The organism is Enterobacter cloacae complex sp.6700776, assembly GCF_048284255.1.
Lineage (GTDB): Bacteria > Pseudomonadota > Gammaproteobacteria > Enterobacterales > Enterobacteriaceae > Enterobacter > Enterobacter intestinihominis.
The window spans coordinates 205,003-229,782 of record NZ_JBLVYK010000002.1; the positions used below are offsets into that span (position 1 = coordinate 205,003).

Genomic DNA, 24,780 nt, shown 5'->3' on the forward strand with positions numbered 1-24,780 from the left:
TCATGAAACAGTATCTTGAATTGATGAAAAAAGTGCTCGACGAGGGCACGCCGAAAAACGACCGCACCGGCACCGGTACGCTCTCCATTTTTGGCCACCAGATGCGCTTCAATCTGCAAGAAGGCTTCCCTCTGGTGACGACGAAGCGCTGCCATCTGCGCTCGATCATTCATGAACTGCTCTGGTTCCTGCAAGGCGATACCAACGTTGCTTATCTGCATGAAAACAATGTCTCCATCTGGGACGAGTGGGCAGATGAGAACGGAGACCTGGGGCCGGTTTACGGCAAGCAATGGCGCGCGTGGCCTACCCCGGACGGCCGCCATATCGACCAGATCACGACCGTCATGAACCAGCTGAAAAATGACCCGGACTCGCGCCGTATCATTGTTTCTGCCTGGAACGTGGGTGAACTGGATAAAATGGCGCTGGCGCCTTGCCACGCGTTTTTCCAGTTCTACGTGGCGGACGGCAAACTCTCCTGCCAGCTGTATCAACGCTCCTGCGACGTGTTCCTCGGCCTGCCGTTTAACATCGCCAGCTACGCGCTGTTAGTGCACATGATGGCGCAGCAGTGCGATCTTGAAGTGGGCGATTTTGTCTGGACGGGCGGTGATACCCACCTCTACAGCAATCATATGGAACAGACGCATCTCCAGCTGACGCGCGAACCGCGTGCATTGCCGAAGCTTGTGATCAAACGCAAACCGGACTCGATCTTCGATTACCGTTTTGATGACTTCGAGATTGAAGGCTACGACCCGCATCCTGGCATCAAAGCCCCTGTCGCCATCTGATACGGCGAATCCTGACACAACCGGTGCTCTTTAGCGCCGGTTTTTTTTCGCGCTCGTTTTGTTCTTCGAGCCTGTTTCCAGAGACGATGTAACGCGTTGCAACGGGTGAAAATCTCCGGAAAGCGGCTCGTAATGTTCTGGTTTAACGCTCGCGCCTTTTCTGCCATTCCGCCACACTTCCGCCATGAAAAACGAACATGGCTTTACGCTTATCGAAACCCTTTTCGCCATCTCGCTGGTTGTGATCCTCAGCGCGACGGGTCTTTATGGCTGGGACAGCTGGCAACAGCGGCAGCGGCTCTGGCAGACAGCCTGTCAGGTGCGGGATTACCTGGCGTTCTTACGAAACGACGCAAATCGTCACAACAGCGAGCACAGGATCGCGCTTCATGCTGACGGGAATCAGGCCTGCCTTGTCAGCGCTGTGGTCCCGGGCTGCGACAGCGGCGGCCCGTTCGTGATGAAACCGTTATGGCCGGAGGTCACGCTGAGCGACGTAACGCCTGCGCTGGGATTTTACGGCTTAAGGGATACCGCATGGGCCGGACATATTCGCGTGCAGAGCCGCGCCGGTGCGTGGTGGGTTATTGTCTCAAATGGCGGACGTATCAGGCTGTGTAATGCCGCAGGAGAAAGTCTATGCCAGTAAAACAAAAAGGGTTTTCCCTGCTGGAGGTCCTGATTGCGATGACGATAAGCAGTATTCTGTTACTCAGCACGTCACGTTTTTTACCGGGGCTACAGCGGGGTGTTTTACTGCAATCCGGGCAACGGGAGCTGGAAGATGAGGTGTGGCAACGCCTGCTTGCGATGGGTAAACAGCTCCAGCGAGCAGGATACTGTGCAGGGCATTGCCAGGGGCAGGGGGTGATCATCGGCAGGCAAGGGCGATGTGCAATTGTGCAATGGGATGCAAACAGCAACGGCCAGTGGGATAGCACCGCGTCAGAAAATGACAGCACGGGATTCCGGCTTGAGTCCGGAACGCTCGAAACGCTGCGGGGCGCGACATCCTGTGAAGGTAAGGGATGGGATAAGCTCACTGACCCGGATCGGGTCCTGATAGAGCAGTTTATGGTCACTAAAACCGATCGTGCTGGTTTTGCACCGGTAATCAATGTCGAGCTGCGTGCCCGCCGCAAAGGTGAACTGACCGCACCCTTTTCGGCTCGCCACACCGTAACGGGGTTTAATCTGTGAATCGTCAGCGGGGCATGTCATCGCTGGCGCTGGTCCTGCTATTGCTGGTGCTCGGCACGCTGATCCTCACCGGATTAAACCAGCAGTTGCAAACCTTTAGTACGTTGGTGAATGGCGAGAGTTTGTCTGTTCGCCAGCAGGCTGCCTTGCAATCTGCACTGGAGTGGGGACGCGTTCAGGACTGGGCTTTACGGCCAGAGGTTCAGTGCAAGCAGACACAAGGTCTGCGGGTCTGTGTAAGGCTGTTTGGGGAGCGTGTTTTGCTTATTGCCGGAAATGACGATCTGTTGCTATGGCGAGGCGGGGATATCGCGGAAGGACAGATACGCTTTTCTGCTCACGGCTGGAGCGACTTCTGCCCCCTTAAGGAAAGTGCGCTATGTCAGTTACCCTGAGCAGACAAAAAGGATTTAGCATGGTTGAGGTTTTGCTGGCAATGATGTTGCTGGTTGTAGTTGTGACGGCGTTATCCGGATATCATCGCGCGCTGGCAGCCCGGTATGCGGCGCTTAGCCAGTATCGCCAGCTATGGCATCATGCGTGGAATCAGTCGCAGATCTCAACATTAACGCTCCCGCCGGGCTGGCAGGTCAGTCGGGGGCAGACAACACAGTCCGGATGTGTCAGCATCACGGTCACACTTATTTCTCCTCTGGGGCGGCAGGACGCGTTGACGCGTCTGCATTGCCCGGTTAGCCGCTAGTCGGGAGCGTTTATGCTAAGGGTTTACCACTCAAATCGTCTGGATGTGCTGGAAGCACTGATGGAGTATATCGTTGAGCAAGAGCGTCTTGACGATCCGTTTGAGCCAGAAATGGTGCTGGTGCAGAGCACCGGTATGGCGCAGTGGCTACAAATGTCCCTTTCGCAGAAGTTTGGCATTGCGGCGAATATCGATTTTCCGCTGCCCGCGAGCTTTATCTGGGAGATGTTTGTACGCGTCCTGCCGGATATTCCTGAGCAGAGTGCCTTCAACAAACAAAGCATGGCCTGGAAACTGATGACGCTGCTGCCGGACATGCTGGCGCATGATGAGTTCGCCATGCTGCGCCACTATCTGAATGACGACACCGACAAGCGCAAACTTTTTCAGCTGGCCTCACGCACTGCTGACCTCTATGACCAGTATCTGGTTTACCGCGCAGAATGGCTGATTCGCTGGGAAGCGGGAGAATTAGTCGATGGGTTACCGGAAGCGCAAATCTGGCAGGCGCCGCTCTGGAAAGCGCTGGTCGAGCATACCGGGCAGCTCGGTCAGCCTAAATGGCACCGTGCTAACTTGTACGATCGCTTTATCTCAACACTCGAGAACGCTGCAGAACGGCCAGCCCGTTTGCCGTCACGCGTGTTCATTTGCGGTATCTCCGCGCTGCCGCCTGTCTACCTGAACGCGCTAAAAGCGCTCGGTAAGCACACTGATATCCATATCCTCTTTACCAACCCATGTCGGCACTATTGGGGAGATATTCAGGATCCGCGCTGGCTTTCACGGCTGGTCACCCGCCAGCGTAAACGCCTATTTGAGGAACGCGCCGTGCCGCTGTTTAAAGACAGTGAAAACGCGGCGCAGCTTTTCGATGAAGAGGGGATTCAGAACCTGCCGAACCCGCTACTTGCCTCGTGGGGCAAGCTGGGGCGCGACTATATTTATCTGCTTTCAGATATCACCTCCTCGGGAGAGGGGGACGTGGACGCGTTTGCGGATATTACGCCGGACAGCCTGCTGCACAATATTCAGCTTGATATTCTGGATTTAGAAAACCGTGCCGTGGCCGGGATCACTGCCGAGGAGTTTGCGCGAAGCGATAAGAAGCGAAAACTGGATCCTGACGATCGCAGTATCGCGATCCACGTTTGCCACAGCCCACAGCGTGAAGTTGAAATTCTTCATGACCGCCTGTTGGCCATGTTGCAGGACGACCCAACCCTGACACCCCGCGATATCGTGGTGATGGTGGCGGATATCGACAGCTACAGCCCGTTTATTCAGGCTGTATTTGGCAGCGCAACGGGCGACCGCTATCTTCCCTACGCGATCTCTGACCGCCGTGCTCGTCAGTCACACCCGGCGCTACAGGCCTTTATCAGCCTGCTTTCGCTGCCTGATAGCCGGTTTATCTCTGAGGATGTGCTGGCATTACTGGATGTGCCTGTTCTGGCCGCACGCTTCAGCATTAACGAAGAGGGCTTGCGCTACCTGCGCCAGTGGGTCAACGAATCCGGCGTCCGCTGGGGAATCGACGATGATAACGTCCAGGAGTTTGAGCTGCCCGCGACTGGCCAGCATACCTGGCAGTTTGGCCTGACGCGTATGCTGCTGGGGTATGCGATGGAGAGCATCCACGGCGAATGGAATGACGTGCTGCCGTACGATGAGTCCAGTGGGTTAATTGCGGAACTGGTTGGTCACTTAGCCTCGCTGCTGATGCAGCTCAACCGCTGGCGCCGTGCATTGATGCAGCCCCGTCCACTCGAAGAGTGGCTGCCGATTTGCCGCGAAATGCTAAATGACTTCTTCCTGCCGGACAGCGAAACGGAAGCCGCCATGGCGCTTATCGAGAAGCAGTGGCAGGCCATCGTTGATGAGGGGGTTAATTCGCACTATCACGAGGCGGTTCCCCTTTCGCTTCTGCGTGATGAGCTGACGCAACGTCTCGATCAGGAGCGCATCAGCCAGCGCTTCCTTGCTGGGCCGGTGAATATCTGCACCCTGATGCCGATGCGTTCAATCCCGTTCAAAGTAGTCTGTCTGCTTGGCATGAACGACGGTATTTATCCACGTGCGCTGCCACCCCTGGGCTTTGATCTCATGAGCGCACAGCCGAAGCGGGGCGACCGCAGCCGCCGCGATGATGACCGTTATCTCTTCCTTGAGGCGCTGATGTCTGCGCAAAGCAGGCTTTATATCAGCTATATCGGCCGTTCAATTCAGGACAACAGCGAGCGTTTCCCGTCCGTGCTGGTGCAGGAGCTGGTGGACTACATCGGGCAGAGTCACTATCTGCCGGGCGATGAGGCCTGTAACTGCGACGAAAGCGAACGTCGGGTGAAAGCGCATATTACCTGTCACCATAGCCGTATGCCGTTTGATCCTGTCAATTACGTTCCTGATGAACTGCAAAGCTACGCCCGCGAGTGGCTTCCCGCTGCGAAGAACGCGGGCACACCGCAAACCGATTTCATTCAGGCGCTCGAACCGCGCGCCATAGACACCCTTACGTTTGAGCAGCTGCAGCGCTTTTGGGCCCATCCGGTTCGGGCTTTTTTCCAGCAACGCTTGCAGGTGAACTTCCGCTCGGAAGAGAGCGAAATCCCTGATGCGGAACCGTTTATTCTTGATGGACTGGAGCGTTTTAAGCTTAATTCCCAGCTTTTGAATGCGCTGGTTGACGAAGAAGACGCCAGTAAACTGTTCCGACGTTACAGGGCGTCGGGATTACTGCCGTATGGTGCGTTCGGCGAAATCGTCTGGGATGCCCAGTGTGAGGAGATGCAAGCGCTTGCTGACCGGGTTATCGCGTGTCGGCAACCGGCGAGCAGCATTGAAATTGATCTCGATTGTAACGGTATGCACCTCAGCGGCTGGCTCACGCACGTGCAGTCTGACGGGCTGCTACGCTGGCGCCCATCTATGCTCAGCGTTTCACATGGCCTGCAACTCTGGCTCGAACATCTTGTCTACAGTGCGAGTGGTCACGAAGGCGAAAGCCGGTTGTTTGTACGTAAGGACGGCGAGTGGCGCTTCCCGCCGATGGAGCCTGAGAAGGCGTTGACGTATCTGTCGCTTTATATTGAAGGTTATCGTCAGGGCATGAACAAGCCTTTGCTTTTGCTGCCTGAAAGTGGGGGGGCATGGATAAAAGCCTGTTACGACGCGCAGAATGATGCCATGTTAACGGATGGGGCTTCGCTCCAGAAAGCGCGCAGCAAGTTTTTGCAGGCCTACGAAGGGAACATGATGGTACGTGGCGAGGGCGACGATGTCTGGTATCAACGTTTATGGCGAACGCTGGAGCCAGAATATTTCGACATTATCACGGAAGAGGCGCAACGCTACCTGTTACCGTTGTTCAAATTTAAGCAGTCCTGAGTGTTGTATAAAAATTGCACAGCACGGGGTGTTCATTTATGATGCACCTCTTATCACGGACTGATGTACCCAAAGAAAGAGATGCTGGCGTGTCCAGCACGCACGTTGTTAATGATGTAGCCGTGATAAAGAGGTCGTAATGCCAGGCAGCACCTTGTTCAAAGCATTTGTTTTGTTTATCGCCCTTTGGGCTCCCGTCACTCAGGCCGATTCCGGTTGGCAACCTGTCCAGGAAACAATCCGTAAGAGCGATAAGGACACCCGTCAGTATCAGGCGATTCGTCTTGATAACGGGATGACCGTGCTGCTGGTTTCCGATCCTCAGGCGGTTAAATCGCTCTCCGCACTGGTTGTGCCGGTCGGATCGCTGGAAGATCCTGATGACCATCCGGGACTGGCGCACTACCTTGAGCACATGACGCTGATGGGGTCTAAAAAATACCCACAGCCTGACAGCCTGTCCGAATTTCTGAAAATGCATGGCGGCAGCCACAACGCCAGCACTGCGCCGTATCGTACCGCGTTTTACCTGGAAGTGGAAAATGATGCGCTTGACGGGGCGGTGGACCGTCTGGCGGATGCCATCGCCGCACCGCTGCTGGATAAAAAATATGCTGACCGGGAACGCAACGCCGTAAACGCCGAACTTACGATGGCGCGCACGCGAGACGGTATGCGCATGGCGCAGGTTAGCGCTGAAACCATCAATCCGGCGCATCCGGGTTCGCGCTTCTCAGGCGGCAACCTTGAAACGCTGAGCGACAAGCCGGGTAGCCCGGTGCTCGATGCGCTGCATGCGTTTCGTGAAAAATACTATTCCGCCAATCTGATGAAAGCGGTTATTTACAGCAATAAACCGTTGCCGACGCTGGCAAACATGGCTGCGCAGACCTATGGCAGGGTGCCAAATAAAAATATCGATCTGCCGCAGATTAACGTGCCGGTTGTCACGGACGCGCAAAAAGGCATTGTTATTCACTATGTGCCGGCCTTGCCGCGCAAGGTGTTACGCGTTGAATTCCGTATTGATAACAACACGGCGCAGTTCCGCAGCAAAACCGACGAGCTGGTGACTTATCTTATCGGTAACCGCAGCCCGGGTACGCTCTCCGACTGGCTGCAAAAGCAGGGGCTGGTGGAAGGTATTCGCGCTGACTCCGATCCCGTCGTAAACGGGAATAGCGGCGTGCTGGCCATCTCCGCGACGCTGACCGATAAAGGGCTGGCTCACCGTGACGACGTCGTTGCGGCCATTTTCAGTTACCTCTCTCTGCTGCGCGACGAAGGCGTCGATAAACGCTACTTCGACGAGCTGGCGCACGTGCTGGATCTCGATTTCCGCTATCCCTCTATTACGCGTGATATGGACTACGTCGAGTGGCTGGCAGATACCATGATCCGCGTGCCGGTGGAACATACGCTGGATGCGGTAAATATTGCCGATCAGTATGACGCCGGGGCGCTCAAAGCGCGTCTGGCGATGATGACTCCGCAGAATGCCCGCGTCTGGTATATCAGCCCGAACGAACCGCATAACAAAATGGCCTACTTCGTTGATGCCCCGTATCAGGTTGAAAAAATCAGCGAACAGACCTTCGCGGGCTGGCAGAAAAAGGCGGGGGAAATTGCGCTGAAGTTACCGGAGCTTAACCCCTACATCCCGGACGATTTCTCGCTGATCAAACCCGCAAAGGCCTATCCGCATCCGGAGCTGATTGTTGATGAGCCGACGCTGCGCGTGGTCTACACCCAAAGCCGCTATTTCGGCGACGAGCCAAAAGCGGATGTCAGCGTAGTGCTGCGTAATCCTAAAGCAATGGACAGCGCCAGAAACCAGGTGCTGTTTGCGCTTAACGATTATCTGGCCGGTATTGCCCTCGATCAGCTCAGCAACCAGGCTGCCGTTGGCGGTATCAGTTTCTCCACCAATGCCAATAACGGTCTGATGGTGAATGCCAACGGCTATACCCAGCGTTTGCCGCAGCTGTTCCAGGCGCTGCTGGACGGTTATTTCAGCTATACGCCTACGGAAGAACAGCTCGAGCAGGCTAAGTCCTGGTATGCCCAGATGATGGATTCTGCCGAGAAGGGTAAAGCCTACGATCAGGCGATTATGCCAGCACAGATGTTGTCCCAAATTCCTTATTTCCAGCGCGAAGATCGCCGCGCGTTATTGCCCTCAGTCACCTTAAAAGAGGTGCTGGCTTACCGTGATTCGCTGAAAACCAATACCCGTCCGGAGTTCCTGGTTGTAGGGAACATGAGCGAAGATCAGGCTAAAAAGCTGGCACAAAACGTGCGTGCGCAACTGGGTTCAAAAGGCGATGAGTGGTGCCGTAACCAGGATGTGCTGGTAGAGAAAAAGCAGAATGCGATCTTCGAAAAAGCGGGAAGCAGCACGGATTCCGCGCTGGCCGCGGTGTTTGTCCCTGTCGGATATGACGAATTTACCAGCTCTGCCCAGAGTGCGGTGCTCGGTCAAATTATTCAGCCGTGGTTTTACAACCAGCTGCGCACCGAAGAGCAGCTGGGTTATGCGGTATTCGCTTTCTCGATGAATGTGGGCCGTCAGTGGGGGTTGGGCTTCCTTCTGCAAAGCAGCGACAAACAACCTGCTTACCTGTGGCAACGTTATCAGGCATTCTTCCCGCAGGCGGAAGCAAAACTGCGCGCCATGAAGCCGGAAGAGTTTGCCCAGATCCAGCAGGCGGTTATCGCCCAGGTGATGCAACCGCCGCAGACGCTGGGTGAAGAGGCCTCGCAGCTGAGCAAAGATTTTGATCGCGGTAATATGAAATTTGATTCGCGTGATAAAATAGTGGCCGAAATAAAACAGCTGACGCCACAAAAAGTTGCCGATTTCTTCCATCAGGCGGTAGTAAAACCGCAGGGTATGGCCATCCTGTCTCAGGTTTCTGGCAGCCAGAACGGGAAAACGGACTACGTAAAATCAAAAGAGTGGACCGTCTGGAAGAGCGTCAGCGCGCTGCAACAAACTATGCCCTGGAGTAAGAAAGAATGACCCATACCGCTGAGCCGCTTGATCCCCTAAGTTTACCTCTACAGGGTGAGCGACTGATTGAAGCCTCAGCGGGAACGGGAAAAACCTATACCATCGCCGCGCTCTATCTGCGTCTGCTGTTGGGGCTCGGCGGCAACGCCGCTTTTTCGCGCCCGTTAAGCGTGGAAGAGCTGCTGGTGGTAACCTTCACCGAAGCGGCCACTGCCGAGCTGCGTGGCCGTATTCGCAGCAACATTCATGAGCTGCGCATCGCCTGTCTGCGTCAGACGACGGATAACCCCCTCTATGCGAGCCTGCTGGACGAGATTGCGGATAAGCAACAGGCTGCGCAATGGCTGCTGCTGGCCGAACGGCAAATGGATGAAGCGTCCGTCTTCACCATTCACGGTTTTTGTCAGCGCATGCTGAGCCTGAATGCGTTTGAATCCGGCATGCTCTTTGAGCAGCAGCTTATTGAAGATGAATCCGAGCTTCGCTATCAGGCCTGTGCGGATTTCTGGCGTCGTCACTGTTATCCGTTGCAGCGCGACATTGCTGAAGCGGTTCACGCCCTGTGGAAAGGTCCGGAAGAGCTTCTTCGCGCCATCGACCGTTACCTGCAAGGCGAAGCGCCGGTCATTAAATCTCCTCCGCCTGCCGATGAAACGCTGGCCTCGCGCCATGAAAAGATCGTCGCCAAAATTACCGCGCTTAAGCAGAAGTGGAATGAGTCGGTTGGTGAAATTGATGCAATCATCGAAAACTCAGGCATCGACAGACGCAAGTTCAACCGTGGGAACCAGGGGAAGTGGATCGAAAAGATCAGTGCCTGGGCCCAGGAGGAGACGCGGGGTTACCAGCTTCCGGACGCACTGGAAAAATTTTCGCAGCGCTTTTTGACCGAGCGAACCAAAGCCGACGGTATTGTGCCTGAGCATCCCCTGTTTGTGGCGATTGAAGCGCTGCTTGCGGAGCCATTAACGCTCAATGACCTGATGATCACCCGCGCCATGACGGAGATCCGCCAGGCCGTCGCGCGCGAAAAACGTCGCCGGGGCGAGCTGGGGTTTGATGACATGCTGAGCCGCCTGGACGAAGCCCTGTCCAGCGAGAATGGTGAAGCGCTCGCCAGCGCGATCCGTACCCGTTTTCCGGTGGCGATGATTGACGAATTTCAGGACACCGACCCCCAGCAGTACCGCATTTTTCGCCGCATCTGGCGACAGCAGCCCGACACTGCCCTGCTGCTGATAGGCGACCCTAAACAGGCCATTTACGCCTTCCGTGGGGCAGATATCTTCACCTATATGAAAGCCCGTAGTGAGGTGGTCGCGCATTACACGTTAGATACCAACTGGCGCTCCGCTCCGGGGATGGTTGAGAGCGTCAATGCGCTGTTCAGCCGTATGGAGACGGCGTTTATGTTCAATGAAATCCCTTTCCTGCCGGTGAAATCCGCCCCAAAAAACGCATCCCTGCGCTTCGAAGTCAGCGGTGCGGTACAACCCGCCATGACCTTCTGGCTGCTTGAGGGGGAAGGCTATGGCGTTGCCGATTATCAGGCGGCGATGGCCCAGCACTGCGCCGCGCAAATCCGTGACTGGCTAAGCGCAGGCGCGCGCGGCGAGGCACTACTGTGGAAGGGGGAACAGGCATATCCTGTAAAGGCCTCTGATATTACCGTGCTGGTGCGCAGTCGTCAGGAAGCGGCGTTAATCCGCGATGCGCTAACGTTGCTGGATATTCCGTCAGTGTATCTCTCTAACCGCGACAGCGTGTTCGACACGCTGGAAGCCCAGGAAATGCTCTGGTTGCTTCAGGCGGTGCTGGCGCCGGAGCGCGAAAATACGCTTCGAAGCGCGCTGGCCAGTTCTATGCTGGGGTTGAACGCACGGGATATTGATGAACTCAACCATGACGAAAACGCATGGGATGCGGTGGTAGAAGAGTTTGTCCATTACCGTGAACGCTGGCAAAAGCGCGGCGTCATGGCGATGCTGCGCGAGCTGATGACACGGCGTCAGATTGCCGAAAATATGCTGGCGACATCCGGCGGTGAAAGGCGTCTGACCGATATTTTACACATCAGCGAACTGTTACAGGAAGCGGGTACCCAGCTTGAAAGTGAACATGCCCTTGTGCGTTGGCTGGCGCAGCAAATCGCGGATCCAAACAGTAACTCTTCAAGCCAGCAGATGCGTCTTGAGAGCGATAAGCATCTGGTGCAAATCGTCACCATTCACAAATCCAAAGGTCTCGAATATCCGCTGGTCTGGCTGCCTTTCATCGCGAACTACCGGGTTCAGGATCAGGCCTTTTACCATGACCGCGAGACTTTCGATGCGGTGCTCGATCTCAGCAAGGCGGAGACCAGCGTTGAACTGGCAGAAGCGGAGCGTCTGGCGGAGGATTTGCGCCTGCTTTACGTGGCGCTGACCCGTTCTGTCTGGCATTGCAGCCTGGGCGTCGCCCCGGTTTTCCGCCGTCGCGGGGAGAAAACAGGGGAAAGCGATTTCCATTTAAGCGCGTTAGGGCGGCTTATTCAGCGTGGCGAGCCGAAAGATGCGGCGGGGTTGCGCCTCTGCATTGAGTCGCTCTGCGGTGACGATATCGCGCTGCATATCCCGTCTCTGCCAGACAATAGCCGCTGGCAAATGGCGCAAGAGCCCGCGACCGATCTTAATGCGCGCCAGATCACGCGGGTGCTTGCCGACGACTGGCGCGTCACCAGCTATTCTGGCCTGCAACAGCACGGGCAAAGTATTGCGCTGGATCTCATGCCGAAGCTGGACGTGGATGCCGCAGGGGTGGGTGATATTCCGGTTGAACCGACGTTAACTCCGCATCAGTTCCCACGCGGCGCATCGCCGGGCACCTTTTTGCACAGCCTCTTTGAAGAGCTTGATTTTACTCAGCCTGTCAGTGAGGAGTGGGTGCTGAAGATGCTACAGAGCGGGGGCTATGACGCGCACTGGCAGCCCGTTCTCACTGACTGGATCAACGCCATTTTGCAGGCGCCGCTGACTGAGCAGGGCTTCGCTCTTCGTCAGCTAACTGCCAGAAATAAGCAGGTGGAGATGGAGTTTTATCTGCCTGTCGCAGGCCCGCTTAAGGCCGACGCGCTCGATGCGCTTATCCGTCAGTACGATCCGCTCTCAGCCGGTTGCCCGCCGCTGAACTTCCGTCAAGTGCAGGGCATGCTGAAAGGCTTTATCGACCTGGTCTTCCGTCACGAAGGACGGTACTACCTGCTGGATTACAAATCGAACTGGCTGGGCGAGAACAGCGAAGCCTATACCCAGCAGGCGATGGCGGCAGCCATGCAAATGCATCGCTACGATCTGCAATATCAGCTCTACACGCTAGCGCTGCACCGCTATTTGCGCCACCGTATTGCGGATTACCGCTACGACGATCATTTTGGTGGCGTCATCTACCTCTTCTTGCGCGGGGTCGACGCTGCCGATCCGCGCTCCGGGATCTTCAGCACCCGTCCGGATGCGGAATTGATTAATAAAATGGATAACCTGTTTGCAGCAAACACGGAGGAGATGGCATGACGATGCAGGACTTATTGCTGGAAGCGGTAGAGCAACGCGTGCTGCGTCAGCTGGATGTGCAGTTTGCCATGATGATTGCCGCTGACCAGCCCGCCGTGATGCTTGCCGCTGCCCTATTGAGTAAAGACGCCGGAGAGGGGCATGTGTGTCTGCCGCTCTCGCGTCTGGTTGTTGACGAGAAAATGCCGCCTGTCCTCCAGTCCTGCTTTGCGCTGCTGGGGGAGAGGGTGGACTGGCAGAAAATTTTGCGCGAATCGTCGGCCGTCGGGCCGGGAGAAAACCAGGCGCCGCTGATCCTGACGGGGGAGCGCTTATATCTGAACCGTCTGTGGCGAAACGAACTGACGGTAGCGCGTTTCTTTAGTGAGACCAACGCGCCGCTTCCCTGCGACGAAGCGCAGCTTCGCCAGACACTGGACAGGCTGTTTGACTCCGGTGAGCCTACAGACTGGCAGAAAGTGGCGGCGGCCGTCGCCCTGACGCGGCGGATTTCGGTGATTTCAGGTGGCCCGGGGACCGGGAAAACCACGACCGTCGCAAAGCTGCTGGCAGCCCTGATCCAGCTATCAGGCGAGCAGCGATGTCGTATTCGTCTGGCGGCGCCCACCGGTAAAGCAGCGGCGCGACTGACCGAATCACTGGGCGGTGCGATGCAACAGCTGCCGCTCACTCAGGAGCAGCTTGCGCTTTTCCCGGGTGAAGCGAGTACCCTGCACCGTCTGCTCGGCGCGCAGCCGGGTAGCCAGCGGCTGCGCTACCATGCGGGTAATCCGCTGCATCTGGACGTGCTGGTGGTGGATGAAGCCTCCATGATTGACCTGACCATGATGTCGCGCCTGATCGATGCTCTGCCGCCGCATGCGCGCGTGGTTTTCCTGGGCGATCGCGACCAGCTCGCCTCCGTGGAAGCCGGGGCGGTACTGGGGGATATCTGTACCTACGCCAGCTACGGTTATACCGCCGCGCGGGCGCAGGAGCTTGCCCGCCTGACCGGCTGCTCGCTTGAACCCGATCACTCGCCGGTCGCAGGCGCACTGCGTGACAGCCTGTGCCTGCTGCAAAAAAGCTACCGTTTCGGTAGCGACTCCGGCATCGGCCAGCTGGCTGCGGCGGTCAACCGTGGCGATCGGCATGCCACGCGCACGGTGTTTGACGGCTCTTTCACTGACATTGAAAAGAAATCGCTGCAAAGCGGGGAAGAGTATCAGGCTATGCTTGAGGAGGCTCTCCAGGGATACCAGCGTTTTCTGAGCTGCGTGCAGCAGCGCAGTCAGCCCGGGCAGGTCATTGCCGCATTTGGCGAATACCAGCTTCTGTGCGCATTGCGGGAAGGGCCGTTCGGCGTTGCGGGCCTGAATGACAGGCTGGAGCAGCTGCTGGTGCAGAAACGCAAAATTAACCGTCAGCAGCATTCGCGATGGTATGAAGGCCGGCCAGTGATGATCTCCCGCAACGACAGTACGCTGGGGCTGTTCAACGGGGATATCGGTATTGCGCTCGATCGCGGTAACGGTTTGCGCGTCTGGTTCCAGCTACCGGACGGCAGCGTGAAGTCCGTCCAGCCCAGCCGTCTGCCAGAGCATGAAACGGCATGGGCGATGACGGTACACAAGTCTCAGGGCTCAGAGTTCAACCATGCGGCGCTGATCCTGCCGACTCAGCTTTCGCCGGTCGTAACCCGTGAGTTGGTCTACACCGCCGTTACCCGTGCGCGCCAGCGTCTGTCGCTGTATGCGGATGAGCGCGTGCTGGGTCAGGCGATTGCCACTCGCACCGAGCGCAGAAGCGGATTAAGCGCGATTTTTGAATCTGTCTGAGTAATCACCCTCTCCGACAGGAGAGGGTGATTGTTATCCCAGGTCCGCCATTAACACCTTCGAGCGGCGCTGGTAGTTGTACATCTCTTTCTTACTTTCCGGCAGAGAATCAATATCCACCGGCGTGAAGCCGCGCTCCTGGAACCAGTGAATGCTGCGCGTGGTGAGCACGAACAGCTTGCTCAGACCCATCTGGCGCGCCTGTGCCGCCACGCGTTCAAGCAGCAGTTCCCCCCGCGAGGAGCTACGGTAATCCGGGTGCACGGCAACGCACGCCATTTCGCCAATCTGCTCTTCCGGGAACGGATAAAGCGCCGCACAGGCAATGGTCAGGTTATCTCGCTGGATGATGGTGAACTTGTCGATCTCCATCTCCAGCTGCTCGCGGGAGCGGCGAACCAGAATGCCCTGTTGTTCCAGCGGACGGATCAGCTCCAGAATACCGCCGATATCGTTGATGGTGGCACGGCGGATCTGCTCGGCGCTCTCCATTACGATCTGCGTACCGATCCCGTCCCGGGAGAACAGTTCCTGCAACAGCGCGCCGTCTTCCTGATAGCTGATCAGGTGGCTGCGGCGTACCCCGCTGCGGCACGCTTTGACGGCGCCGCGCAGAAAACGCACGGTACCGGAATAGTAATCGCCTTGTGCTTCCAGCGCTTCGACGCGCGCCTGGGCTTCATTCGGAAAAAGTTCTGGCACAATCACGCCCTCATCGTTCACGACGCCCTGTGATGAGCAAAAGCCGATCATTTTTTCCGCTTTCAGCTTGATGGCCAGCTGGGTGGCAATCTCTTCTGAGGTCAGATTAAAACTTTCACCCGTTACGGAAACGGCAACGGGTCCCATCAGGACGATCGCGCCATTGTCTAACTGGCGGTGAATGGCTTCTTCATCAATGCGCCGGATGCGGCCGCTGTGGCAGTAATCCACGCCATCGTCCACGCCGAGCGGCTGAGCGATGATAAAGTTGCCGCTCACCACGTTGATGTGCGCGCCCTGCAGCGGCGTATTACTCAGGCTCATCGACAGGCGGGCGGTGATATCGAGCTGCAACAGACCCGCCGCCTGTTTGACCAGTTCGAGGGTTTTCGCATCCGTCACGCGGGTATGTTTGTGGTAGATCGGCTCATGGTGATGGGCGGCCAGGTTGGCTTCGATTTGCGGACGTGCGCCATACACCACCACCAGACGGATGCCGAGGCTGTGCAGCAGGCCGATATCATTGACGATACTGGAAAAGTTCTCATGCTCAATGGCTTCGCCGCCAAGCATGATGACAAAGGTTTTCCCCCGATGGGTGTTGATATAGGGAACAGAATGGCGGAATCCCTGGACCAGTTCGGTTCTGCGTTCCTTAACCATGACACAACCCTTAATGAATGTTTATTCGTTATTTATGTATTTTTATTCGATTGTGGCCGCGTGTGCAAGCCAAAATTTTCTGCGACCCACAGAAAATAATAAGTAATCCGTGCGTTAACGTATGATTGTTTACCCTTTTATAGATGACAGTTTATGCGTCATTCGTTAAAGTTTTCGGTCAATTTGGGCGTTTTGTTCATCAATCAGATTTCTTGCTCGGGAGAAGCATGTCGGGATCCAATTCAGCAATAAGCCGCCGCCGCCTGTTAAAAGGGGCCGGGGCGATGTGGTTGCTTAGCGTCAGCCAGGTGGGTCTTGCCGCCACAAGCCAGGTAGTCGCGGTGCGCGTCTGGCCGTCGTCGACCTATACGCGCGTGACGGTCGAGTCCAACCGCGTGCTGAAATACAAACAATTTGCCCTCAGCAATCCTGAACGTGTGGTGGTTGATCTCGAAGGTGTGAATCTCAACTCCGTGCTTAAAGGCATGGCGGCGCAGATCCGTGGCGACGATCCTTTTATCAAATCGGCGCGCGTCGGGCAGTTCGATCCGCAAACCGTGCGCATGGTGTTTGAGCTCAAGCAGAACGTGAAACCGCAGCTCTTTGCCCTTGCGCCTGTTGCCGCCTTTAAGGAGCGCCTGGTAATGGATCTCTATCCGGCGAATGCAACGGATATTCAGGATCCGCTCCTGGCGTTACTTGAAGATTACAACAAAGGCGATCTCCAGCGGCAGGTCCCACCTGCGCAAAGTGGTCCTAAGCCTGGCAGGGCGGGGCGCGATCGTCCGATTGTGATCATGCTCGATCCTGGCCACGGCGGAGAAGATTCCGGCGCCGTTGGGAAATATCACACCCGCGAAAAAGATGTGGTGCTGCAAATTGCCCGTCGTCTGAAGGCGTTAATCGACAAAGAGGGCAATATGCGCGCCTACATGACGCGCAACGAAGATGTCTTTATCCCGCTGAAGGTCCGCGTGGCGAAAGCGCAGAAGCAGCGCGCGGATCTGTTTGTCTCTATTCATGCGGATGCCTTCACCAGCCGCCAGCCGAGCGGATCGTCGGTGTTTGCCCTGTCAACGAAAGGGGCGACCAGTACCGCCGCGAGATACCTGGCGGACACGCAGAACGCCTCGGATTTAATCGGTGGCGTGAGCAAAAGCGGGGATCGTTACGTCGACCATACGCTGTTTGATATGGTGCAGTCGCTGACCATTACCGACAGTCTGAAGTTTGGTAAAGCGGTGCTGGGCAAACTGGGCCGGGTCAACAAGCTGCACAAAAACAGCGTCGAGCAGGCCGGATTTGCAGTACTGAAAGCGCCAGATATTCCGTCCATTCTGGTCGAAACCGCGTTTATCAGTAACGTGCAAGAGGAACGCAAGCTCAAGACGGCTAAATTCCAGCAGGAAGTGGCGGAGTCGATTCTGGCGGGTATTCGGGCCTATTTCTCAGACGGGGAAACGCTGGCGCGGCGGGGATAGGATATTACGCCGGGTATCTCGCCCGGCACTTTCACAAACGGCAGATACAAAAAAACACCCTTAAGGGTGTTTATTGTTTTAAGAAGTGTTGGTTGCGGGGGCCGGATTTGAACCGACGACCTTCGGGTTATGAGCCCGACGAGCTACCAGGCTGCTCCACCCCGCGTCCGTCTTTCTACACTTGTAGAAACTTACTTCTTCAAATTTGATTGGTTGCGGGGGCCGGATTTGAACCGACGACCTTCGGGTTATGAGCCCGACGAGCTACCAGGCTGCTCCACCCCGCGTCCGTCTTTCTACAGTCGTAGAAGATACTTCATCAAATTTTAATTGGTTGCGGGGGCCGGATTTGAACCGACGACCTTCGGGTTATGAGCCCGACGAGCTACCAGGCTGCTCCACCCCGCGTCCGTGGAAGCGCACTATACTCGGATAGGTTTGTGATGCAACCCCTTTTTCGCATAATTCATTATTTTGTATGCAAAATGAACGGGAATAGCCACTTTGGACTATTTTTTGTCCAGAATTTGCCAAAGGGAAGGCGATCGCATTTCATTACCACGGTGGGTTTGTTATCTTCATCACGCGGAATTGGGCAACTAAAAGACGAGATATAATGAAAGGACGTTGGGTGAAGTATCTGATGACAGGCGCAATGGTAGCGATTCTTGCGGCCTGCTCTTCCAAACCGACCGATCGCGGTCAACAGTATAAAGACGGGAAGTTATCCCAGCCTTTCTCTTTAGTTAACCAGCCAGATGCCGTGGGTGCTCCAATCAATGCCGGGGATTTCTCCGAGCAGGTATACCAGATCCGCAAAGCGTCGCCACGCCTGTATGGCTCACAGAACAACGTTTATAGTGCAGTGCAGGACTGGCTGCGTGCTGGCGGTGATACGCGCAATATGCGCCAGTTTGGTATTGACGCGTGGCAGATGGAAGGGGCGGATAACTACGGTAACGTTCAGTTTACCGGCTACTACACCCCGGTTGTCCAGGCACGACACACGCGTCAGGGCGAATTCCAGTATCCGATTTACCGCATGCCGCCAAAACGCGGTCGTCTCCCGTCCCGCGCTGAAATCTATGCCGGTGCGCTTAGCGAAAATTACGTGCTGGCCTACAGCAACTCGCTGATGGATAACTTCATCATGGACGTGCAGGGCAGCGGCTATATTGATTTTGGCGACGGCTCGCCGCTGAACTTCTTTAGCTATGCCGGGAAAAACGGCCATGCCTATCGCAGCATCGGTAAGGTGCTCATCGACCGTGGTGAAGTGAAACGAGAAGATATGTCGATGCAGGCGATCCGCGAGTGGGGCGAAAAACACAGCGAAGCGGAAGTGCGTGAGCTGCTTGAGCAGAATCCATCGTTTGTCTTCTTCAAACCGCAGAACTTTGCGCCGGTGAAAGGGGCGAGCGCCGTCCCGCTGATTGGCCGCGCTTCTGTGGCATCGGATCGTTCGATTATCCCGGCGGGTACCACGCTGCTGGCGGAAGTTCCTCTCCTCGACAACAACGGCAAATTCAACGGCAAGTATGAATTACGCCTGATGGTGGCGCTGGACGTGGGCGGGGCGATTAAAGGTCAGCACTTCGATATTTACCAGGGCATCGGCCCGGATGCAGGGCATCGTGCAGGCTGGTATAACCACTACGGGCGCGTGTGGGTGCTGAAGACAGCGCCGGGTACCGGGAACGTATTTAGCGGCTGAGTGTGGTATTCTGAGCGCAAGACGGATTACGGTTCAGGGTGAGGAATACCTCACCCTTTTTACATCTGAGGTTTTATGTCTGTGGTAATCAGCGATGCCTGGCGCCAGCGTTTCGGCGGCACGGCACGGTTATACGGTGAAAAAGCCCTGCAACTGTTCGCGGATGCGCATGTCTGCGTGGTGGGCATTGGTGGCGTGGGTTCGTGGGCGGCAGAAGCGCTGGCGAGAACCGGCATTGGCGCAATTACGTTGATTGATATGGATGACGTCTGCGTCACTAACACTAACCGTCAGATCCACGCCCTGCGTGATAACGTCGGTCTGGCGAAGTCCGAGGTGATGGCGGAGCGTATTCGTCTCATCAACCCGGAGTGCCGCGTAACGGTGATTGACGACTTTGTGACGGCAGATAACGTCGCGGAGTACATGAGCAAAGGCTACAGCTATGTGATTGACGCCATCGACAGCGTGCGGCCAAAAGCGGCGCTGATCGCTTACTGTCGTCGTTACAAGGTGCCGCTGGTGACAACGGGCGGCGCGGGTGGACAAATTGATCCGACGCAGATCCAGGTGGCAGATCTGGCGAAAACCATTCAGGATCCACTGGCTGCTAAGCTGCGCGAGCGCTTAAAAAGCGACTTCAACGTGGTGAAGAACAGTAAAGGCAAGCTGGGCGTGGACTGTGTGTTCTCGACAGAAGCGCTGGTTTATCCGCAGGCGGATGGTTCGGTCTGTGCAATGAAAAGCACAGCGGAAGGGCCAAAGCGGATGGATTGTGCCTCAGGGTTTGGAGCGGCCACCATGGTGACCGCCTCCTTCGGCTTTGTGGCGGTCTCTCACGCCCTGAAGAAGATGATGGCGAAGGCGGAACGTCAGGCCTGAGCCTGACGGGCGGCATCCAGCACCGCGTCGTTTAGCGCAATCAGTCCCTGACCGCGCGAGGCGCTAAGCTGCGTGCGAAGTCCCAGCTCATCAAACAGCGCCAGCGGAGAATGCACCAGCAGCTCTGCGGCGCTTTTCCCTTCGATTGCGGTCAACAGCACCGCCAGCAGACCGCGAACAATGCGTCCCTCGCTGTCGCCGAAGAAATGCAGTTTCTCACCGGATATGCTAAACCCAAGCCAGACGCGGTTCTCGCAGCCAGCTATCTCCTTCGCCTGCGATTTCAGTTCGTCTGACAGCGTGGGCAACTGTTTGCCCAGCAGGATCAACTGACGATATTTATCTTCCCACTGCGTGAGCGGGACGAAGGTCTGTTTTAACGTCTCTTCAGTGATAACGGTGCCGAACGGATGCCCGGCTAAGGCTGAACTTGTCATTAATCCACCAGTAATTCCAGGGCGCGGTCGACGGCGGAAACCAGCGCGTCGACGTCACTTTTTGTGTTGTACGGTGCAAACGAGGCGCGCAGGGTACCGCTCACCCCCATGGCCGCCAGCAGCGGCTGGGCGCAGTGCTGTCCTGCGCGCAGGGCAATGCCGTATCCGGCAAGCAGCGTCACCATGTCGCTATGGTGTACACCCGCAAAATCAAAGGCGAGCAGGCTGGAGTCCTGGACGCGGAACGAGCGAAACCCGGGGCGTTTCTTAAGCTCTTCTTCTGCCAGCGTCGCCAGGCCCCGGCTCCAGCTTTCAGCCTGAGCCACGTCCGTATCTGCGAGAAATTCGAGCGCTGCGCTCAGACCGATAACCCCTGCCACGTTCGGCGTACCGGCTTCCAGGCGGTAAGGCACATCCTGCGTTTTGAAACCGTCGAAGGTGACTTCGGTAATCATCTTGCCGCCGCCGAGCCACGGCGTCATCCGGGCCAGCAGTTCAGGTTTGCCGTACAGCGCGCCGATACCGGTTGGCCCGTACAATTTATGCCCTGAGAAGGCATAGAAGTCGATATCCAGCGCCTGAACGTCAGCCGGAAAATGCACCACACCCTGCGCACCGTCGACCATTACCACCACGCCGCTGGCATGGGCAATCTCAATGGCGCGCGCCAGATCCGGACAGCCGCCGGTGACGTTGGACATCTGCCCCAGCGCCAGAATACGGCTGCGCGGCGTAATCAGCTCAGGCAGACGCGCCACGTCAGGCAGGAAGTCTGTACCCAACGGGAGTTTTACAACCCGTGCCCCGGTTTGTTCGGCCACCATCAGCCAGGGCACCAGGTTGGCGTGGTGTTCCGCCTCGCTGACGATCATCTCATCCCCGGGCTGCAACAGCGGACGCGCGTAACATTGCGCCACCATGTTAATGGCCTCGGTAGTGCCCCGCGTCCAGACGATGTTCTTACCGCTGTCAGCATTGATCAGGCGCGCGACCTGATCCCGTGCGGCTTCGTATTGCGCCGTTAAGCGCTGCGCGTCGGCATACTGGCTGCGATGCACGTTCCCGGCGCTCAGGCTGTAAAACTGGCGGGTTGCCTCAATCACCGCTTGCGGCTTAAGGGCCGTGGCGGCGCTATCAAGATAAATGCCGGCATCGGCCAGCGCAGGAAACTGTGCGCGAAACTGCGCAGGACTGAAAGCGTTCATGGAATTCCTCATATCGATTCTACGATCGTCGCGCAAATTTATCGGCAGGGCAAGGAAGTTGATATCTATCAGATTTGTCTGCTTATCCTGGCGAGTCTGAAAAAGCAGGTTATGCTAAATAGTGTTAGGCGGATGTTTTAGCCTGTTATAAATCGAGGTTTGAATAGCATTAATTGCTAAAGGAGAATAATCATGAAAAAGACAGCTGCAATCATTTCTGCCTGTGCGTTGACCTTTGCCCTGAGCGCATGTTCTGGAAATAACTACGTAATGCATACCAACGATGGTCGATCTATCGTCTCTGAAGGGAAACCGACAACCGATAATGATACCGGGATGATTTCATACAAAGATGCTAACGGGAACAAACAGCAGATCAATCGCAGTGACGTGAAAGAGATGAAAGAAATCGAGCATTAACAGTTAGATAAGCGAAAAAAAAGCACCGCAAGTTGGCGGTGCTACATTAATCACTATGGACAGACAGGGTAAATGTACAGGAAGTGAAAAATTGGTAGCGTTGCTACCGTGGTCTGAATCGCAGACCAATTGCAAACACAACAACACAACATCACAACCGTAAGCCAAAAGCCCTTCAGAACACGCATTCCAAAAAAAGCTTTTCGTTCCGGCTCAGGAAGTGCCGCCACTATAGGTATTTGCTGGTAGTTCCTCAACGGACAAATTATAATGGCTCAGATAAAAAAAACTAATAGGTTAAACGTTGTTTCCTATATGTTAAATCTCGTTAACATCTAAGCCAGATAACCATGTCCAAGCGATTGCCACCCCTAAATGCATTACGTGTTTTTGATGCAGCAGCACGCCACCTCAGCTTCACCCGCGCAGCCGATGAGCTTTTTGTGACACAGGCCGCAGTAAGTCATCAAATCAAGTCTCTGGAGGATTTTCTGGGGCTTAAGCTGTTCCGTCGACGCAACCGTTCGTTGCTGTTGACCGAAGAAGGGCAGAGCTATTTTCAGGATATTAAAGAGATTTTCTCCCAGCTGACGGAAGCCACCCGTAAGCTTCAGGCACGGAGCGCAAAAGGCGCCCTGACTGTGAGTTTATTGCCCAGTTTTGCCATTCAGTGGCTGGTGCCGCGACTCTCAAGCTTTAACTCAACTTATCCGGGAATCGATGTCCGAATCCAGGCGGTGGACCGTCAGGAAGACAAGCTTGCAGACGATGTGGATGTGGCGATTTTTTACGGTCGTGGTAACTGGCCGGGCTTGCGTGTTGAAAAATTATACGCAGAATATCTGCTGCCGGTCTGTTCACCACTGCTGCTGACGGGGGAGAAAGCGCTCAAAACGCCCGCCGATCTGGCGCAACACACGCTTTTGCACGATGCGTCGCGTCGCGACTGGCAAACTTATACCCGCCAGTTAGGTCTTAATCATATAAACGTGCAGCAGGGGCCCATTTTTAGCCACAGCGCGATGGTGTTACAGGCTGCCATTCACGGGCAGGGCGTGGCATTAGCGAATAACGTCATGGCGCAGTCCGAAATTGAGGCAGGCCGTCTGGTTTGCCCATTTAACGATGTACTGGTCAGCAAGAATGCATTTTATCTGGTTTGTCATGACAGTCAGGCAGAACTGGGTAAAATAGCCGCTTTCCGGCAGTGGATACTGGCGAAAGCGGCAAGCGAGCAAGAAAAATTCCGCTTCAGGTATGAACAATAACGTTTGTGTGCCGGGCACGCATTAATTCAGGACTTAAACATGACCAGCCGATTCATGCTGATTTTCGCCGCGGTGAGTGGCTTTATTTTTGTAGCTCTGGGCGCGTTTGGCGCGCATGTCTTAAGCAAGTCTTTGGGCGTTGTGGAGATGGGCTGGATCCAGACCGGCCTTGAATATCAGGCGTTCCACACGCTGGCAATTTTTGGGCTGGCGGTGGCGATGCAGCGCCGTATCAGCATTTGGTTTTACTGGAGCAGCGTCTTTCTGGCGCTGGGTACCGTACTGTTCAGCGGCAGTCTCTACTGTCTGGCGCTGTCGCATTTACGCCTGTGGGCGTTTGTTACACCTGTCGGCGGCGTCAGCTTCCTGGCGGGTTGGGTTTTAATGTTTATCGGAGCTATCCGTCTGAAACGCAAGGGCGTTGTTCATGAATAAGGTTGTTTTATATTGTCGCCCGGGGTTTGAGAAAGAGTGCGCCGCGGAAATCACCGATAAAGCGGCGAAGCGTGAAGTCTTCGGATTCGCTCGCGTCAAAGAGAACGCGGGCTATGTGGTATTTGAATGCTATCAGCCTGATGATGCCGACAAGCTGGCGCGCGAACTGCCGTTCAGCTCGCTGATTTTCGCCCGTCAGATGTTTGTCGCGGGCGAACTGCTGAAAGATCTTCCGCCGGAAGATCGCATCACGCCGATTGTTGGCCTGTTGCAGGGCGTGGTGGAGAAGGGCGGCGATTTGCGCGTGGAAGTGGCTGACACCAATGAAAGCAAAGAGCTGATGAAGTTCTGCCGTAAGTTTACCGTGCCGCTCCGCGCGGCACTGCGTGATGCGGGAGTGCTGACAAACTACGAAACGCCAAAGCGTCCAGTCGTGCATATCTTCTTTATTGCGCCAGGATGTTGCTACACCGGCTACTCGTATACCACCAATAACTCGCCGTTCTTTATGGGGATCCCGCGTCTGCGCTTCCCGTCAGACGCGCCGAGCCGTTCAACCCTGAAGCTGGAAGAGGCGTTCCACGTCTTTATCCCGGCGGACGAGTGGGACGAACGTCTGGCAAACGGCATGTATGCCGTCGATCTTGGCGCGTGCCCGGGCGGCTGGACCTATCAGCTGGTGAAACGCAACATGTGGGTTTCGTCTGTGGATAACGGCCCGATGGCGCAAAGCCTGATGGACACCGGGCAGGTCACCTGGCTGCGTGAAGATGGTTTCCGCTACCGTCCTACCCGTAACAACATCTCCTGGATGGTGTGCGACATGGTAGAAAAACCGGCGAAAGTCGCGGCGCTGATGGCCTCCTGGCTGGTGAACGGCTGGTGTCGTGAGACGATTTTCAACCTCAAGCTGCCGATGAAAAAGCGTTACGAAGAGGTGTCGCAGAACCTGGCTTATATTCAGCAGCAACTGGACGAACACGGGATTAACGCGGAAATCCAGGCGCGTCAGCTGTATCACGACCGTGAAGAAGTGACGGTGCATATCCGTCGCTGGTGGGCGGCCGTGGGTGGGCGTCGCGACGAGCGATAACGTTTGTAACGCCCG

The 24,780-nt window shown here is 55.9% G+C and carries 19 protein-coding genes and 3 tRNA genes; 16 read left to right on the plus strand and 6 right to left on the minus strand.

What is annotated here, in order from left to right; all coding sequences use genetic code 11:
• The first annotated feature begins 2 nt into the window (after positions 1–2).
• The 9 genes from thyA (at position 3) to recD (ending at position 14,465) form a co-directional block, all read left to right on the plus strand.
• Positions 3–797: a thymidylate synthase gene (thyA, locus tag ACNQ0T_RS05015; RefSeq protein WP_006811817.1), complete on the plus strand. Its 795-nt coding sequence runs from the start codon at positions 3–5 to the stop codon at positions 795–797.
• 184 nt (positions 798–981) lie between these two features.
• Positions 982–1,446 carry a prepilin peptidase-dependent protein gene (locus ACNQ0T_RS05020; RefSeq protein ID WP_023298512.1) on the plus strand — a complete coding sequence of 155 codons (465 nt, stop codon included), beginning with the start codon at positions 982–984 and terminating at the stop codon, positions 1,444–1,446.
• A complete protein-coding gene (locus ACNQ0T_RS05025) occupies positions 1,437–1,997 on the plus strand; it encodes a prepilin peptidase-dependent protein (protein WP_157506775.1) in 561 nt (186 codons plus the stop codon). The genes ACNQ0T_RS05020 and ACNQ0T_RS05025 overlap by 10 nt, the downstream gene beginning before the upstream one ends.
• Positions 1,994–2,392 carry a DUF2509 family protein gene (locus ACNQ0T_RS05030; RefSeq protein ID WP_048965686.1) on the plus strand — a complete coding sequence of 133 codons (399 nt, stop codon included), beginning with the start codon at positions 1,994–1,996 and terminating at the stop codon, positions 2,390–2,392. The genes ACNQ0T_RS05025 and ACNQ0T_RS05030 overlap by 4 nt, the downstream gene beginning before the upstream one ends.
• Positions 2,377–2,700, plus strand: coding sequence for a prepilin-type N-terminal cleavage/methylation domain-containing protein (locus ACNQ0T_RS05035; RefSeq protein ID WP_048965685.1), 324 nt, complete (start codon positions 2,377–2,379; stop codon positions 2,698–2,700). Before ACNQ0T_RS05030 ends, ACNQ0T_RS05035 begins: the two co-directional genes overlap by 16 nt.
• Before the next feature lie 12 nt (positions 2,701–2,712).
• On the plus strand, positions 2,713–6,087 hold the full coding sequence (gene recC / locus ACNQ0T_RS05040) for an exodeoxyribonuclease V subunit gamma (RefSeq protein WP_048965684.1): 3,375 nt from the start codon (positions 2,713–2,715) through the stop codon (positions 6,085–6,087).
• A 139-nt stretch (positions 6,088–6,226) separates the two neighbouring features.
• Complete coding sequence (gene ptrA, locus ACNQ0T_RS05045; RefSeq protein WP_417929701.1) at positions 6,227–9,109, plus strand: pitrilysin; 2,883 nt, start codon at positions 6,227–6,229, stop codon at positions 9,107–9,109.
• Complete coding sequence (recB, locus tag ACNQ0T_RS05050) at positions 9,106–12,648, plus strand: exodeoxyribonuclease V subunit beta (RefSeq protein ID WP_022649229.1); 3,543 nt, start codon at positions 9,106–9,108, stop codon at positions 12,646–12,648. The genes ptrA and recB overlap by 4 nt, the downstream gene beginning before the upstream one ends.
• Positions 12,645–14,465 carry an exodeoxyribonuclease V subunit alpha gene (recD, locus tag ACNQ0T_RS05055; protein WP_058676758.1) on the plus strand — a complete coding sequence of 607 codons (1,821 nt, stop codon included), beginning with the start codon at positions 12,645–12,647 and terminating at the stop codon, positions 14,463–14,465. Before recB ends, recD begins: the two co-directional genes overlap by 4 nt.
• Before the next feature lie 33 nt (positions 14,466–14,498).
• Here recD and argA read toward each other — a convergent pair whose 3' ends face one another.
• Positions 14,499–15,830 carry an amino-acid N-acetyltransferase gene (argA, locus tag ACNQ0T_RS05060; protein ID WP_022649227.1) on the minus strand — a complete coding sequence of 444 codons (1,332 nt, stop codon included), beginning with the start codon at positions 15,828–15,830 and terminating at the stop codon, positions 14,499–14,501.
• Between the two features lie 227 nt (positions 15,831–16,057).
• On the opposite strand from argA, the gene amiC reads away from it, so the two are divergent.
• Positions 16,058–17,311 carry an N-acetylmuramoyl-L-alanine amidase AmiC gene (gene amiC, locus ACNQ0T_RS05065; protein ID WP_022649226.1) on the plus strand — a complete coding sequence of 418 codons (1,254 nt, stop codon included), beginning with the start codon at positions 16,058–16,060 and terminating at the stop codon, positions 17,309–17,311.
• 89 nt (positions 17,312–17,400) lie between these two features.
• Here the strand turns inward: amiC and ACNQ0T_RS05070 are convergent.
• From ACNQ0T_RS05070 to ACNQ0T_RS05080, 3 genes are all read right to left on the minus strand, one after another.
• Positions 17,401–17,477 (minus strand) — tRNA-Met (locus ACNQ0T_RS05070).
• Positions 17,478–17,521: 44 nt separating this feature from the next.
• A tRNA-Met gene (locus tag ACNQ0T_RS05075) sits at positions 17,522–17,598 on the minus strand.
• A 44-nt stretch (positions 17,599–17,642) separates the two neighbouring features.
• Positions 17,643–17,719: transfer RNA gene (locus ACNQ0T_RS05080), tRNA-Met, on the minus strand.
• Positions 17,720–17,927: 208 nt separating this feature from the next.
• Between ACNQ0T_RS05080 and mltA the strand changes: the two genes are divergently transcribed.
• Complete coding sequence (mltA, locus tag ACNQ0T_RS05085; RefSeq protein WP_022649225.1) at positions 17,928–19,025, plus strand: murein transglycosylase A; 1,098 nt, start codon at positions 17,928–17,930, stop codon at positions 19,023–19,025.
• 75 nt (positions 19,026–19,100) lie between these two features.
• On the plus strand, positions 19,101–19,907 hold the full coding sequence (gene tcdA, locus ACNQ0T_RS05090; protein WP_006811804.1) for a tRNA cyclic N6-threonylcarbamoyladenosine(37) synthase TcdA: 807 nt from the start codon (positions 19,101–19,103) through the stop codon (positions 19,905–19,907).
• On the opposite strand, the gene csdE is transcribed toward tcdA, so the two are convergent.
• Positions 19,898–20,344 (minus strand): cysteine desulfurase sulfur acceptor subunit CsdE, encoded by a 447-nt coding sequence (csdE, locus tag ACNQ0T_RS05095; protein ID WP_023298505.1) that lies wholly within the window; start codon positions 20,342–20,344, stop codon positions 19,898–19,900. The two genes, tcdA and csdE, sit on opposite strands and share 10 nt — an antisense overlap.
• On the minus strand, positions 20,344–21,549 hold the full coding sequence (gene csdA, locus ACNQ0T_RS05100; protein WP_063849459.1) for a cysteine desulfurase CsdA: 1,206 nt from the start codon (positions 21,547–21,549) through the stop codon (positions 20,344–20,346). The genes csdE and csdA overlap by 1 nt, the downstream gene beginning before the upstream one ends.
• Before the next feature lie 192 nt (positions 21,550–21,741).
• Between csdA and ACNQ0T_RS05105 the strand changes: the two genes are divergently transcribed.
• The 4 genes from ACNQ0T_RS05105 to rlmM all read left to right on the plus strand — a co-directional run bounded on the left by ACNQ0T_RS05105 (position 21,742) and on the right by rlmM (position 24,765).
• Positions 21,742–21,969 (plus strand): YgdI/YgdR family lipoprotein, encoded by a 228-nt coding sequence (locus ACNQ0T_RS05105; protein ID WP_015571738.1) that lies wholly within the window; start codon positions 21,742–21,744, stop codon positions 21,967–21,969.
• A gap of 350 nt (positions 21,970–22,319) precedes the next feature.
• Positions 22,320–23,237, plus strand: coding sequence for a glycine cleavage system transcriptional regulator GcvA (gcvA, locus tag ACNQ0T_RS05110; RefSeq protein WP_022649222.1), 918 nt, complete (start codon positions 22,320–22,322; stop codon positions 23,235–23,237).
• Positions 23,238–23,276: 39 nt separating this feature from the next.
• Positions 23,277–23,672 carry a DUF423 domain-containing protein gene (locus ACNQ0T_RS05115; RefSeq protein ID WP_003862756.1) on the plus strand — a complete coding sequence of 132 codons (396 nt, stop codon included), beginning with the start codon at positions 23,277–23,279 and terminating at the stop codon, positions 23,670–23,672.
• Complete coding sequence (gene rlmM, locus ACNQ0T_RS05120; protein WP_022649221.1) at positions 23,665–24,765, plus strand: 23S rRNA (cytidine(2498)-2'-O)-methyltransferase RlmM; 1,101 nt, start codon at positions 23,665–23,667, stop codon at positions 24,763–24,765. Before ACNQ0T_RS05115 ends, rlmM begins: the two co-directional genes overlap by 8 nt.
• The last annotated feature ends 15 nt before the right edge of the window (positions 24,766–24,780 follow it).